Annotated in this window: 14 protein-coding genes and 1 tRNA gene; 2 read left to right on the top strand and 13 right to left on the bottom strand. The window is 68.1% G+C overall.

All coding sequences use genetic code 11. The features are described 5' to 3' along the window. The first annotated feature begins 7 nt into the window (after positions 1-7). Positions 8-901, top strand: coding sequence for an SPOR domain-containing protein (locus WDC82_RS14770; protein WP_340118100.1), 894 nt, complete (start codon positions 8-10; stop codon positions 899-901). A gap of 20 nt (positions 902-921) precedes the next feature. Here the strand turns inward: WDC82_RS14770 and WDC82_RS14765 are convergent, their stop codons facing one another. The 9 genes from WDC82_RS14765 to WDC82_RS14725 all read right to left on the bottom strand — a co-directional run bounded on the left by WDC82_RS14765 (position 922) and on the right by WDC82_RS14725 (position 6,825). Further along, complete coding sequence (locus tag WDC82_RS14765) at positions 922-1,734, bottom strand: YdcF family protein (RefSeq protein ID WP_340118099.1); 813 nt, start codon at positions 1,732-1,734, stop codon at positions 922-924. A 103-nt stretch (positions 1,735-1,837) separates the two neighbouring features. Then, a tRNA-Pro gene (locus WDC82_RS14760) sits at positions 1,838-1,914 on the bottom strand. A 140-nt stretch (positions 1,915-2,054) separates the two neighbouring features. Then, positions 2,055-2,498, bottom strand: coding sequence for a MerR family transcriptional regulator (locus WDC82_RS14755; RefSeq protein WP_340118098.1), 444 nt, complete (start codon positions 2,496-2,498; stop codon positions 2,055-2,057). 95 nt (positions 2,499-2,593) lie between these two features. Continuing rightward, positions 2,594-2,923 carry an integration host factor subunit alpha gene (locus WDC82_RS14750; RefSeq protein ID WP_340118097.1) on the bottom strand — a complete coding sequence of 110 codons (330 nt, stop codon included), beginning with the start codon at positions 2,921-2,923 and terminating at the stop codon, positions 2,594-2,596. Positions 2,924-3,187: 264 nt separating this feature from the next. Then, positions 3,188-4,168: a beta-ketoacyl-ACP synthase III gene (locus tag WDC82_RS14745; protein ID WP_340118096.1), complete on the bottom strand. Its 981-nt coding sequence runs from the start codon at positions 4,166-4,168 to the stop codon at positions 3,188-3,190. A 2-nt stretch (positions 4,169-4,170) separates the two neighbouring features. Continuing rightward, positions 4,171-5,217, bottom strand: coding sequence for a phosphate acyltransferase PlsX (plsX, locus tag WDC82_RS14740; protein WP_340118095.1), 1,047 nt, complete (start codon positions 5,215-5,217; stop codon positions 4,171-4,173). Between the two features lie 62 nt (positions 5,218-5,279). Next, positions 5,280-5,462 carry a 50S ribosomal protein L32 gene (gene rpmF, locus WDC82_RS14735; RefSeq protein ID WP_340118094.1) on the bottom strand — a complete coding sequence of 61 codons (183 nt, stop codon included), beginning with the start codon at positions 5,460-5,462 and terminating at the stop codon, positions 5,280-5,282. 109 nt (positions 5,463-5,571) lie between these two features. Continuing rightward, positions 5,572-6,120, bottom strand: a complete 549-nt coding sequence (locus tag WDC82_RS14730; RefSeq protein WP_340118093.1) for a DUF177 domain-containing protein — start codon at positions 6,118-6,120, stop codon at positions 5,572-5,574. Positions 6,121-6,261: 141 nt separating this feature from the next. Beyond that, a complete protein-coding gene (locus WDC82_RS14725; RefSeq protein ID WP_340118092.1) occupies positions 6,262-6,825 on the bottom strand; it encodes a ubiquinol-cytochrome C chaperone family protein in 564 nt (187 codons plus the stop codon). 124 nt (positions 6,826-6,949) lie between these two features. On the opposite strand from WDC82_RS14725, the gene WDC82_RS14720 reads away from it, so the two are divergent. Beyond that, the gene (locus WDC82_RS14720) at positions 6,950-7,423 is read left to right on the top strand and encodes an outer membrane protein assembly factor BamE (protein WP_340118091.1); all 474 of its coding nucleotides are present in this window, start codon (positions 6,950-6,952) and stop codon (positions 7,421-7,423) included. A gap of 126 nt (positions 7,424-7,549) precedes the next feature. Here the strand turns inward: WDC82_RS14720 and WDC82_RS14715 are convergent, their stop codons facing one another. The 4 genes from WDC82_RS14715 to thiL all read right to left on the bottom strand — a co-directional run bounded on the left by WDC82_RS14715 (position 7,550) and on the right by thiL (position 12,734). Then, complete coding sequence (locus WDC82_RS14715) at positions 7,550-9,655, bottom strand: sodium-translocating pyrophosphatase (RefSeq protein ID WP_340118090.1); 2,106 nt, start codon at positions 9,653-9,655, stop codon at positions 7,550-7,552. 161 nt (positions 9,656-9,816) lie between these two features. After that, positions 9,817-11,034, bottom strand: a complete 1,218-nt coding sequence (locus WDC82_RS14710; RefSeq protein ID WP_340118089.1) for an MFS transporter — start codon at positions 11,032-11,034, stop codon at positions 9,817-9,819. A gap of 113 nt (positions 11,035-11,147) precedes the next feature. After that, positions 11,148-11,606, bottom strand: coding sequence for a flagellar basal body-associated FliL family protein (fliL, locus tag WDC82_RS14705; protein ID WP_340118088.1), 459 nt, complete (start codon positions 11,604-11,606; stop codon positions 11,148-11,150). Between the two features lie 114 nt (positions 11,607-11,720). Further along, positions 11,721-12,734 (bottom strand): thiamine-phosphate kinase, encoded by a 1,014-nt coding sequence (thiL, locus tag WDC82_RS14700; RefSeq protein WP_340118087.1) that lies wholly within the window; start codon positions 12,732-12,734, stop codon positions 11,721-11,723. Positions 12,735-12,737 lie beyond the last annotated feature (3 nt).

Below are 12,737 nucleotides of genomic sequence, written 5' to 3'. Positions count from 1 at the left end.
CACGGCCATGCCCCGCCCGTACACCAGCCCAGGCAAGCCCTACCGCCGGATCGCGCCGCTGCTGGCCGGCCCGGCGCTGGTCAGTTGCGCGCTGCTGCTGGGCGGCTGCGATGCCATCTACGACGACACCAAGGGCTGGGCCAACCGGCTGGAAGCCTCGATCCTGGACGCCGCCCACAAGATGGGCGAACCCGCCGCGGAGGAAGCGCCCGCGGCCGTGGCCATGCCGGCCTCGGAGACGCCGCCGGCGGTGCCGGTGGAGGCGGTGGACACCGCCACCCTGCCCGCCCCACCTCCAGCGGCCGCCGAGGCCACTGGGGCCGCCGAGGCCACTGGGGCCACTGGGGCCACTGAGGAGCCGCCGGCGCTCTCGGCGCCCGGCGTGGACACCGCTGGCGCGGCTTCCGGCGCGCCGGATGGCCTGATGGCGCAGGCCGCAAAGGACCTCAGCGCGGCGGCGCCGGCGGAGGTCGCCCAGGCGCCCGAGACCGACCCGGCAAAGAGCGCTGCCAAGATGCCGCCCAAGCCGTTGCCGAAGCCCCAGGTCGCGGCGGTAGCAGCGCCAGTTCCCGCGCCGCAGGCTGCGGATGCGGCGGCGGCCGACGCCGCCGTCGCCATGGTTCTCCATCTGTCGTCGCTGCGCAGCGAGGAGGCGGCCAAGCGCGAATGGAGCGATCTGCAGCGCAGCTTCCCGGAGCCGCTCGGCCAGATGCAGGCCGAATTCCGCCGCACGGAACTGGGCGACAAGGGCACCTACTACCGCGTGCTGGCGGGCCCGCTCCCCTCGCGCGACGCCGCGCGCCAGGTCTGCGACGATCTCAAGGCCAAGAAGGCCAAGCAGTATTGCCGCATCGTGCCGTCCCAGCCCCAGTCAGAGCCCCAGTCGCCGCCGCCGTCTTGACGACGAAGGCCTGATCCGCTTCAGCGCGGCGCCGCAAAGAGCTCGGAGCCGTCTCCCGACAGCCAGTAGACCAGCATCCCCAGCCATTCGTGCATGGCGATCCCGGCGAGGCCGAGGGAGCTGCCGATGTCGCGCGGCCACACGAGCTGCGCCGGCGCCGTGCGAAAGTCCACTGGGTAGGGCAGCACGGCCAGGTCCGCGGCCCGGAAGGCGGCGATGGCCCGCGGCAGGTGCCAGGCCGAGGTGATCAGCAGCCAGGGCCGCTCGGCCGCTCCGCCCATGGCGCCGATCATGGCGGCGGTGAGGCGCGCATTCTCCGCCGTGTTGCGGGACTGGTCCTCGAAGCGGACCCGTGCCATGTCGACGCCCTGCTGCTCGAAGAAGCGGGTGGTGATCTCCGCCTCGTTCCACCCCTGCGGCCGCAGCCGTCCGGAGAAGCCGGAGACGATCAGCGTCTTGTCCGCCTGCACCCGGTGCAGTGCGATCGCGGTGGTCAAGCGCTCGGCCGCGCCGTTGAGCACCGCCTGCCCGCGCGCCTCGGCCACCACCCCGTCGTCGGTGGCGCCGCCGAGCACGATGATCCCGCCGATCGCCGCACCGTCCACCGCCGGCTGCGGGAAGCGGTTCTCCAGGGTGCGCACCGCCAGCTCCGGCAGCGGCGTCAGCAGGATCGCGCCGCCATAGAGCAGCAGCAGCGCGAGGGCCAGCCCGGCGAGGCGACGCCACGCGAGACGCCGAAACAGCAGCCAGGCCAGCAGCAGGAAGATCAGGCTGTTCAGCGGCGTCATGAAGAACCAGACAATCTTGGATGCGAAGAAAAACACCGTAGCCATTGATAACGCCCGTTCTTATCGCCCTGAAAAGACATCCGGCCTGAGCCAGCCCGCCATGAAAAAAGCCGCCTCGGCAGGGGCCGAAGCGGCTTTCTCGATGTTTTGGTCGGAGCGGCGGGATTTGAACCCACGACCCCCACACCCCCAGTGTGGTGCGCTACCAGGCTGCGCTACGCTCCGAAAAGAAACCCGGGCCACCCTCGCAAGGACGGAGGCGCCGGTGCGGCCCTGTATAGCCGGGCTTCCAGGTGAAGGCAATGCCCGCCTCGTCCGCTGTACGCGCGCACCCATACGCCCCTCGGCGATGCGGCCGAGAGGCCTCAGGACGCGCCTTTACGGGCCGCCTTCAGCATATCGCGCAGCTCGCTCAGCTCGTCGATCACGGCCTTGATCTCCCGGGCAGCGTCTAGCGGGGCAGTATCGACCGCTGCCGCCTTGACGGGGTCGGCCTTGACGGGGGCCGCCTGCCTGGTGCCGTCTACCTCACCCTCGCCGGCGTCCTTGCCCTTGCCCTCGCGCAGCAGGCGCTGCACGCCCTTGATGGTGTAGCCATCGCTGTAGAGCAGGTCACGGATACGGCGCAGCAGGTCGATGTCTTCGGGCCGGTAGTAGCGGCGCCCGCCGCCGCGCTTCAGCGGCCTGACCTGGCTGAACTTGCCTTCCCAGAACCGAAGAACGTGCTGCGGCACGTCGAGCTCGTCACTGACTTCGCTGATCGTGCGAAAGGCAGCGGCTGATTTTCCGGCGGGTCGGCTTTCAGGCATGATGACCTGTGATCTGTCCAGCTATCCAGTTGCGTACGGCCCGGCGCGCTCGAGGCCGCGGAATGCGCGGCCTTGGGCGCCCAGGCCGGAAGGTGCTAGGCCTGCGCGTCTGCGTCTTCGGTCTCGGAACTGAGGGTCCCGTTGATGCGGTTCTTCAGCACGTGCGAAGCGCGAAACACGAGAACGCGGCGCGGCAGGATCGGCACTTCTTCGCCGGTCTTGGGGTTGCGCCCGATGCGTTCTCCTTTTTCGCGCACCGAAAAGCTGCCGAAGGACGACAGCTTCACCATTTCGCCCCGTACCAGGGCATCGGAAATCTCGTTCAAGACCGACTCGACCAATTCGGCGGATTCATTGCGCGACAAACCGACCTCCTGGTAGACGGCTTCGCTCAGGTCCGCTCTGGTTATCGTCCCACCGGTCATTCCCCCCTCCTCTTGCGTTCGACCAACAGCAGAGCTTAACGCACTGCCGATTAGCGGTCAATTATGCAGGGAATACCGGGGGATGCGACCAATTTTTGACGCAAATTCCGAAGCGTTGCCTAGAACTTGCCCCAGCACGTCAGGAGAGAACAGCGAAGCCCCTGCGAACGCAGCCGTTTCCGGTGCCCGTTCTGCCGGCGGAGCGGCGTGCAGCGGGCGGGGTACCGGCGGCCTTTACCAGCGGAGTCGTTACCGGCGGAACCGTTACCAGCGCACCAGGGCGGAGCCCCAGGTGAAGCCGCCGCCCATGGCCTCCATGAGGACGAGGTCGCCCTGCTGGATGCGGCCGTCACCGACCGCCTCGCTCAACGCCAGCGGGATCGACGCCGCCGAGGTGTTGGCGTGGCGGTCGACGGTGACCACCACCCGGTCACCCGGCAGGTTGAGGCGGCGGCCCATGGATTCGATGATGCGGATGTTGGCCTGGTGCGGCACCAGCCAGTCGACATCGCCCGGCGTCAGGCCGTTGGCGTCCAGCGCCGCGTCGATGGCCTCGGCCATGCGCACCACGGCATGGCGGTAGACCTCCTTGCCCTCCATGCGCAGGTGCCCGACGGTCTTGGTCGAGGACGGGCCGCCGTCGACGTAGAGCGCGTCGTGGTGAGTGCCGTCGGCGTAGAGGTGGGTCGAGAGGACGCCGCGCGCCTTGGCCCCGTTGGTCTTCTCCACCCCGTTGGTGGCCTGCAGCACCACCGCGCCGGCACCGTCGCCGAACAGCACGCAGGTCGAGCGGTCTTCCCAGTCGAGAATGCGCGAAAAGGTCTCGGCGCCGATCACCAGCACCGTCTTGGCCTGGCCGACGCGCACGAAGTTGTCCGCCACCGCCATGCCGTAGACGAAGCCGCTGCACACCGCCTGGACGTCGAAGGCCGCACCCTGACCAACGCCGAGGCGGGTCTGGATGCGGGTCGCTGTGGCGGGGAAGGTCTCGTCCGGAGTCGAGGTCGCGCAGATGATGAGATCGATATCGGCGGGCTTCACGCCGGCCTGCGCCATGGCCTCGCGCGCCGCCGCGCTGCCCAGGTCGGAGGTGAACTCGCCGTCGGCGGCGATGTGACGCTGGCGGATCCCGGTGCGCTGGCGAATCCACTCGTCGGTGGTGTCGATGCGCTTGGCCAGTTCGGCATTTGTGACGATCTGTGACGGCAGGTAGGCCCCACAGCCCGTGACGAGGGAACGGTACATGTTTATACGACTGCCGCCTGAGCGTTGCCTGGGTTGCGGTCCAAGAGGGAGAGATCGGAGCGAATTTTCTCGATGATACCATGGCGATGCATATCGACCGCAACGCCGATCGCATTGGCGAAGCCGAGCGCGTCGGTGCCGCCGTGGCTCTTCACCGCGATGCCGTTGAGCCCCAGGAACATCGCGCCGTTGTAGCCGCGCGGATCGACACGCTCGCGCAGTTTCTTCATCGCCGGGCGCGCCAGCATGTAGCCGAGACCGGCCAGCAGCGACGAGCGGAAGGTGTGGCGCAGGTATTCGTTGATCAGTTTTGCGGTTCCCTCGGCGGTCTTCAGCGCGACGTTGCCGGTGAAGCCGTCGGTCACGATGACGTCGGCGGTGCCCTTGGCGATGTCGTCGCCCTCGACGAAGCCGAGGAACTTGCCGGGCAGGTTGCTGGCGCGCAGGACGGCGCTGGCCTCCTGCAGCGACTCGTGGCCCTTGATCTCTTCCGAGCCAACGTTCAGCAGCGCGTAGGTCGGCTCCTTCAGGCCCAGCACCGAGCGGGCGAAGGCGTTGCCCATCACTGCGAAGTCGACCAGGTTCTCCGCGTCGCAATGCACGTTGGCGCCGAGATCGAGCATGACCGATTCACCGCGCAGGGTCGGAAAGAACGAGGCGATGGCCGGCCGGTTGATGCCCGGCAGGGTCTTCAGGACGAACTTCGCCATGGCCATGAGGGCGCCGGTATTGCCGGCCGAGACGACGCAGTCGGCCTCGCCCCTGTGCACCGCGTCGATGGCAAGGCGCATGCTCGACTGGCGCCCGCCGCGCAGAGCCACCGACGGCTTGGCATCGCTGCTCACCACGTCGTCGGTGTGGTGCAGCGTCGTGGCCTCCAGCAGCCGCTTCTTGCCGTTCAGCAGAGGCGCGATTTCACGCTCCCGCCCGACCATCAGGAAGCGGACCTCTGGAAAACGCTCCAGAGCGATGCCTGCGCCGCGCACCACCATCTTGGGGGCGGCGTCGCCGCCCATGGCATCAAGTGCGATTGTGAGCGCTTTGGCCATCTTTGCCCTCAGGACGAGCCCGCAGCTGCGGCGCGCAGGTGCCGCCGCACGCGGACAGCGACCTAGAGACTCTCGGATTCCATGACTTCCCGGCCGTCATAATGACCGCAAGCCGAGCAGACATGGTGCGGGCGCTTCAACTCGCCACAGTTCGAGCACTCATGATAGCTGTTCGGCGCCAGGGCGTCGTGCGAGCGGCGCATGTTGCGGCGCGACTTGGAGACCTTACTTTTAGGAACTGCCATGATCTTCTTCTCTCATCGTCAGGCGACAACCGCCCTCACTTGCGCCTAATTAGCCAATCCGGGGCCAAGCAGCAAGTAAAGCCGGACTAAAGTCGCGGAAACATTTTAACTACTTATCACCTTTCAGCGCCTTAAGCGCGGCGAAAGGCCCTTCCTTTTCCTCGATCTCCGGGGGCCGGTACTGCGCCGGCACCTCGGCCCCGGGAGCCCGGGGATAGGGGTTGAGCGCCACTGCCAGCTCCTGGACCACCAGTTCCCCCAGGTCGATACCCTCGTCCGGCATGATTTCCGCCGGATCCGCGGCCTCGGGGTCGAACTCCACCTCGTCGTCCGCCGCCGACCGATGGCTCTCCGGCGCCTCGAAAGACGCCTCGAAACCGCCCGTCAGGCTGTCGGGCACCGGCTCCAGCGTCACCACACAGGCCTGCCGGACATCGGCCCGCCACTGCCCGGTGACCCGGAACAGGCCGCTACCCAGGCCCTTCACGCTCGCCTCGGCGCCGAGCCGGTCGACCGCCAGGATGTCGAGGCGCCGCGCCACGGCGTCCCGTTCAGCGGGCGAAGCCTCGATGGATTCGCTCACCTTCGCCCCGCTGAGGCGATCCGGCGTCACCAACCGCGAAAACTCGTTGGGTGCCTTAACGGTTGATCCAGGCACGGCAATCCTCCGATACCGGGGCCGAAAAGCGGCGCACCATAGGGGCTGGGCGAGCGCGGGTCAATCCCCTTGCGCCACCGCTCAGCCGCCGCTCAGCCGGCCCTGGACCAGCCGCCGCCGGACCTGGCTCAACCCCGGATTTCAGCCCTTTTCCGCCCCGACCGGCACGTCTACGAAGGCCACCCGGCCCTGCCGCAGGGCGGCCCCATCCTGGGCCTCCAGCGCGGCCAGCTGGGCCAGCGCATAGGCCGCCAATCCGGCGGCATCGCCCTGGCCTGCCGGCAAGGTGCCGAAGACGTTGCGCTGCAGCACCGCGCGCAGGCCGGCATCGCCACTTACCGGCAGCTTGTCCAAGGCCTCGTCATAGGCGCCAAGCCGTCCCAGGAAACCCTCCGCCATGCGCTTCACCCGCTTGCCGACCCCGAGGTCCCCTGCCCCCATTTCCCTGAGAGAGCGGTCCATATCCTCGAAGAACGCCTCCTGCAGGGCTTCGGCAAGGTCGAGTCCCTCCGGAAAGTCCCGCTTCAGGCGGCGCAGGACCAGCACGACGTGCAGCACGATGGCCTCGAAGCGGCCGTCCACGCTGTCCGGAACGCCGAACTCGCGGTACAACGCCGGAGTCCGGGCCTGGACCAAAATCGCCTCATACAGGGGCCAGGCGTCGGCGTCGCGCGGCCGGGAGCCGAAGAAGCGCTTCCAAAACATCGGCGGATCGCAGAGTCCTTGACGGTAAAGGCAGGCGGCAAAGGCGCCCGCGGCGATTTCGGTCTTGAAATGACATCGGCCACGGGTTTAATCAAGCTATTCGGGGTCAAACGAGAGGATGAACGTGAACGCGACACACGATCGCCGGACCGGCAATCGGCTGCGAGGCCTGGGCCTTTGCCTGCTGGCCGCCTGCGCCGCCGTCGGCCTGTCAGCTTGCGGCAACAACGTTCAACTGCGCGGCAACACGCCGGATCCGGAAGATATCGCCGTCATTCAGCCGGGCGTGCAGAGCCGTCAGGACATCGTCGACCTGCTGGGCTCGCCCTCCACCGTGTCCACCTTCCAGGACCGCAAGTGGTATTACATCGGCCAGAAGACCGAGGAGATCGCCTTCATGAAGCCGTCGGTGATCGATCGCCAGGTGCTGGTCGTCACCTTCGACGAAGGCGGCCTGGTCGAGGGCACTCAGATGTACGGCTTGGATGATGCCCAGGACATCGACCCGGTGGACCGCGAGACCCCCACGGAGGGCCGCGACCTGACCCTGCTGCAGCAGCTGTTCGGCAACATCGGCCAGTTCTCCCAGCCGCTCTGATCCGCCGTCATAGCGCGCGCCAGCCGGCGCACAAAAAAAGAGGCCCTGGAAGCATTCCGCTTCCAGGGCCTTTTCCGTTGCCGCCGCCCCCTCTCCGCAGAGAGAGAGGGGGACAGCCTCGGCCGATCAGTGAGCCAGCGCCGCCAGCAGCAGCAGGGCCACGATGTTGGTGATCTTGATCATCGGGTTCACGGCCGGGCCGGCGGTGTCCTTGTAGGGATCACCCACCGTGTCGCCGGTCACCGCGGCCTTGTGGGCGTCGGAGCCCTTGCCGCCGTGGTTGCCGTCCTCGATGTACTTCTTGGCGTTGTCCCAGGCGCCGCCGCCGGCCGTCATGGAGATGGCCACGAAGATGCCGGTGACGATGACGCCGAGCAGCATGGCGCCGACCGCGCTGAGCGCCGCCGCCTGACCGCCGATCGCCAGGATCACGAAGTAGAGCACGATCGGCGAGAGCACCGGCAGCATCGAGGGGATGATCATCTCCTTGATGGCAGCCTTGGTCAGCAGGTCGACGCAGGTGCCGTACTCCGGCTTGCCGGTGCCTTCCATGATGCCCGGGATTTCCTTGAACTGCCGCCGCACCTCGATCACCACCGCGCCGGCGGCACGGCCGACCGCGGTCATGCCCATGGCGCCGAAGAGGTAGGGCAACAGGCCGCCGATGATGAGGCCGACCACCACGTAAGGACTGGCCAGCGAGAAGTTCACCGAGTCACCCGCCGCGAGCACGATGGCGCCCTCGCTGATGAACAGCTCCAGGTCCGAGGTGTAGGCGGCGAAGAGCACCAGCGCGCCGAGACCGGCCGAGGCGATGGCGTAGCCCTTGGTCACCGCCTTGGTGGTGTTGCCGACGGCGTCCAGCGCGTCGGTGGTCTTGCGCACCTCGGCTTCCAGGTCCGCCATCTCGGCAATGCCGCCGGCGTTGTCGGTCACCGGGCCGTAAGCATCCAGCGCGACGACCATGCCGGCCAGCGCCAGCATGGTGCTGACCGCAATGGCGATGCCCAGCAGACCGGCCAGCAGGAAGGTGATGATGATGCCGGCGCAGATGATGAGCGCCGGAACCGCGGTCGCCTCCATGGAGATCGCCAGGCCCTGGATGACGTTGGTGCCGTGACCCGTGACCGACGCCTTGGCGACCGAGCGCACCGGACGGTACTCGGTGCCGGTGTAGTACTCGGTGATCCAAATGATGGCACCGGTCACCACCAGGCCGACGATGCCGCAGAGGTAGAGGTCGAGGCCGGTAAAGGTGATGCCGCGGGTCGTCATCTGGGTGCCGAAGCCGATGACCCATTCGGTGACCGGCAGCAGCAGCACGGCGGAGAGCACCGCCGAGGCAATGAAGCCCTTGTAGAGAGCGCCCATGATGTTCTGCGAGGCGCCCAGCTTCACGAAGAAGGTGCCGATGATGGAAGCGATGATGCAGGCACCGCCCAGCGCCAGCGGGTAGATCACCACCGCCCGGATGGCGGGGTCGTCGACCGCGAAGATGGTGGCCAGCACCATGGTGGCGACGACGGTGACCACGTAGGTCTCGAAGAGGTCGGCGGCCATGCCGGCGCAGTCGCCGACGTTGTCGCCGACGTTGTCGGCGATCACCGCCGGGTTGCGGGGATCGTCCTCGGGGATGCCGGCCTCGACCTTGCCCACCAGGTCGGCGCCGACGTCGGCGCCCTTGGTGAAGATGCCGCCGCCCAGACGCGCGAAGATGGAGATCAGCGAGGCGCCGAAGCCGAGGGCCACCAGGGCTACCGAGATCTCACGCTCCGGGACGCCCATCTTGACCAGGACGAAGTAGTAGCCGGCGACCGCCAGCAGCGCCAGGCCCGCGACCAGCATGCCGGTGATGGCACCGGCCCGGAAGGCGATGGAGAGACCCTCGGCCAGACCCTTGCGCGAGGCCTCGGCGGTGCGCACGTTGGCGCGCACGGAAACATGCATGCCGACGTAGCCGGCGGCGCCGGAAAGCACGGCACCGATCAGGAAGCCGATGCCGTCCTTTAGCCCCAGGAATACCGCCAGCAGAACGAAGATGACGACGCCAACCATGGCGATGGTCCGGTACTGGCGGTTCAGGTAGGCATTGGCGCCCTCCTGGATCGCGCCGGCGATCTGTTGCATCCGCTCGTTGCCAGCCGGCGCGGCGAGCACGGACCGCGACGCCCAGTAGCCATAGACCAGCGCCAGTACGCCGCAGCCAAGCACCAAGTACAACACCGTATCCATATGGAGTTCCCTCAAGATTGTTAGGCCAGCCAGCCATTTCACTGGCTGTGCGCTCGATTCGCTGCTTGCCGCAGCGCCCCAGAATCGCGCGGAAAATGCCAGAAGCGGTCTGGGATAGCAACCGTTTGCGCTGCAGCGCGAGAGAGAAGCTGACGCTCTGATTAGGCGCGGCGCCGGCGGTGGAGCGCAACGGCGGCCGCGGTGGCGATGACGACCGGAATCACCGTGCCCAGGTTCACCCACTGCCAGCCCAGGGCGCTGAAGATCGCACCGGACGCCAGGGCCGTCACCGCGGTGGTGCCGAAGACCATGAACTCGTTGAAGGCCTGCACCCGCGCCTGCTCCTCGACACGGTAGGTCTCGGTCAGCAGCGAGGTGCCGCCGACGAACATGAAGTTCCAGCCGATGCCGAGCAGCACCAGGGCGGCCCAGAACTGCAGCACCTCGACGCCCGTCAGGTTGATGGCCACGCAGGCCAGGATCATCGCGCCGCCCGCCGCGATGACCCGCGGCGCCCCGAAGCGGTGGATGATATGACCGGTCACGAAAGACGGCGCGTACATGCCGACCACGTGCCACTGGATGACGAAGGCCGCCGTCTCGAAGGGGTGGGCGCAGGCAACCATGGCCAGCGGCGTCGACACCATGATGAGGTTCATGGCGCCGTAGGCGACCATGGCGCAGAGCACCGCGACGACGAGTGCCGGCTGGCGCACGATCTGCGCGAGGGGACGGCCGGCGCTGCGGGCCTTCGGAGACAGCGGCTTGGGCAGCGCAGCGAACTGGATCAGGACCAGGGTCACGAAAGCCAGAACCGCGACGCCCGCATAGCCGCCGGCGAAGAGCACCGGCGCGAACAGCTCCTTGGTCCACTTGGCCAGTTCGGGACCGAGGATCGCCGCCACCACGCCGCCGACCATGACATAGGAAATGGCGCGGCTGCGATAGGCTGCCCCAGCCACGTCGGCGGCGGCGAAGCGGTACAGCGCGACATGTGTGGCAAAGCCGCCGAGAAAGGCGCCGCCCAGGCAGAACAGCCAGAAATCAGCACCGAAGACAGCCAGGCAGGATATCGCGCCGCCGGCGATGCCCATCAGGCTGCCGACGCTGAAGCCGGCCCGGCGGCCGAAGCGGCCCATGAACAGCGAAGCCGGAATCGTCACGCAGGCGCTGGCGACGAACTGCAGGGCCAGCGGCAGCGTCCCCAGAGCGGGGGTCGGCGCCAGGGAACTGCCGACCAGGGCGGTGATGGTGATGGAAAGCGCCATGCAGCTCATGCCGAGCGCCTGGCAGACCGCCAGGATCGCCACGCTGCCCATGCCGGACCTGTCCGGCGCCGCCGCTTCGGCTGCGGCCGCTTCCCGCGCGATGCTGTCCATGCCCGCAATCTACGCGATCGCCGGCGGGATGGCAGTCTGTTTGTGCCCGTGCAAAGCAGCTATGCGCCGGAGGATTCGGCTGCGTTTCAGGGGGGCGGGCGTCAGCCGGAGCGTCAGCTCTGGGACGGCTGGCGACGCTCGACTTCGCGTATCAGGATGTCGCCGACGACGCCCTTGCCGAGCTGGCGATCGCAGACCTCCATCAGGCGCTCCTTCACCAGCGGCGACTCAAAGCCGGCGTTGCGCACCAGCCGCAGCGCGAAGAGGCTATGCAACTCGGTCAGCAGGGCGTCCCGCAACAGCGGCATGCGCTTGGTGGTGACGTCCTCGTCGTAATTGTCGTTCAGCAGCAGGGTGACCTGCATGGTGATGTGGTGGGTCACCTCGCCTTCCTGGATCAGCGAGATGACGAAGGGCGGATTGATGGCAATGAAGACGGGCTCGGGCTTGTTGATCTCGGCGATCAGCTCGCTCGTCTTCTCCGCGCCGGGGCCCATGAGGAACCACCACGCCGCCCCGCCGCCGCCCAGCAGCAGGATCAACGCGACAACGATGAGAATGACGATCCGCACGGCACCCGGTCCTAACGAGAGGGGGCGATTTCCCGTCCCTCTCTTAGGCCTTCAGGGTAAAGATGGCGTTAAGCATGCCATCGAAGGAGTAGATTTAAGCCTCTGTAAAAACGCCTAAAAATGGGTCCAGCCGGGTTTCTCCAGGGCAACCTCGGCACCGTCGGCGCCGCGCACCACGAGGCCGCGCTCCGCCCGCGCCCGGCCGATGCGGGCGATCGGCAGGCCGAGCCGGCGCGACAGCGCCGCCACGGCGTCGCGCCGGTCGGGCGGCGCGGCGAACAGCAGCTCGTAGTCGTCGCCGCCCGACAGCAACGCCTGGGGCGGCAACTGCCGGAGCGCAAGGGCCGCCCGCGCCGCCTCGCCGACCGGTACGGCGGCCAGCTCGATCTCGGCCCCGACGCCGGAGGCTTCCAGCAGGTGGCCGAGGTCGGCGGCGAGACCGTCGGAAACGTCCAGCGCGGAACGGGCGAGGCCCTCGGTCAGGAGGGCGCGGCCGGCGGCCATGCGCGGCTCGGGCAGGCGATAACGCCCGATCAGACTCGCGCGGCTGTCGGCGTCCAGGCCCTCCAGCTCGCCGCGCAGGGCGAGCAGGCCGAGCCAGGCGTCGCCGATGGTCCCGGTCACGTAGAAGTCGTCCCCGGCCGCGACCGAGCCGCGGTCGAGCACGCCCTCCCCCGCCGCCACCTTGCCGAAGGCGGTGAGGCTCAAGGTCATCGGCCCCGGCGTGCCGGTGGTGTCGCCGCCGTAGAGGCCGATACCGTAGATCGCCTGGTCGGCCGCGAGGCCGCGGCTGAATTCAGCGATCCAGTCCTCCTCGATGTCGAGCGGCCAGGCCGAGGCCAGCAGGTAGCCGAAGGGCTCGGCGCCCATCGCCGCGAGGTCGGAGAGGTTCACCCGCAGCAGTTTGCGGGCGACGAGGTCCGGCGGGCAGTCGAGGAAGTGGCGGCCCTGGATCATGGTGTCGACGGTGGCGATCAGCCGCTCGCCGGCGGCAACCGGCAGCACGGCGGCGTCGTTGTGCAGCCCGAAGGTGCCTTCGGCCTGGGCGGCGAGCGGCGCGAAGTAGCGCTCGATGAGCGCGAACTCGCCGGCGCGCTGGCGCTTGGAGGTGTCGCTGCCGGAGCCCAAGGC

Origin of the sequence: Pelagibius sp. 7325, from assembly GCF_037652055.1 — a bacterium.
Lineage (GTDB): Bacteria > Pseudomonadota > Alphaproteobacteria > Kiloniellales > Kiloniellaceae > Pelagibius.
The sequence above is the reverse complement of the archived record's forward strand: the minus strand, read 5'-3'. Positions and strand labels throughout refer to the sequence as shown.

Excerpts from the sequence above, each read along its gene's own strand:
- WDC82_RS14745 (WP_340118096.1), bottom strand. The coding sequence starts at position 4,168 with ATGTACCGTTCCCTCGTCACGGGCTGTGGGGCCTACCTGCCGTCACAG.
- WDC82_RS14710 (WP_340118089.1), bottom strand. The coding sequence starts at position 11,034 with ATGGACAGCATCGCGCGGGAAGCGGCCGCAGCCGAAGCGGCGGCGCCG.
- rpmF (WP_340118094.1), bottom strand. The coding sequence starts at position 5,462 with ATGGCAGTTCCTAAAAGTAAGGTCTCCAAGTCGCGCCGCAACATGCGC.
- WDC82_RS14765 (WP_340118099.1), bottom strand. The coding sequence starts at position 1,734 with ATGGCTACGGTGTTTTTCTTCGCATCCAAGATTGTCTGGTTCTTCATG.
- WDC82_RS14725 (WP_340118092.1), bottom strand. The coding sequence starts at position 6,825 with ATGTTTTGGAAGCGCTTCTTCGGCTCCCGGCCGCGCGACGCCGACGCC.
- WDC82_RS14750 (WP_340118097.1), bottom strand. The coding sequence starts at position 2,923 with ATGACCGGTGGGACGATAACCAGAGCGGACCTGAGCGAAGCCGTCTAC.
- WDC82_RS14715 (WP_340118090.1), bottom strand. The coding sequence starts at position 9,655 with ATGGATACGGTGTTGTACTTGGTGCTTGGCTGCGGCGTACTGGCGCTG.
- WDC82_RS14770 (WP_340118100.1), top strand. The coding sequence starts at position 8 with ATGCCCCGCCCGTACACCAGCCCAGGCAAGCCCTACCGCCGGATCGCG.
- plsX (WP_340118095.1), bottom strand. The coding sequence starts at position 5,217 with ATGGCCAAAGCGCTCACAATCGCACTTGATGCCATGGGCGGCGACGCC.
- WDC82_RS14755 (WP_340118098.1), bottom strand. The coding sequence starts at position 2,498 with ATGCCTGAAAGCCGACCCGCCGGAAAATCAGCCGCTGCCTTTCGCACG.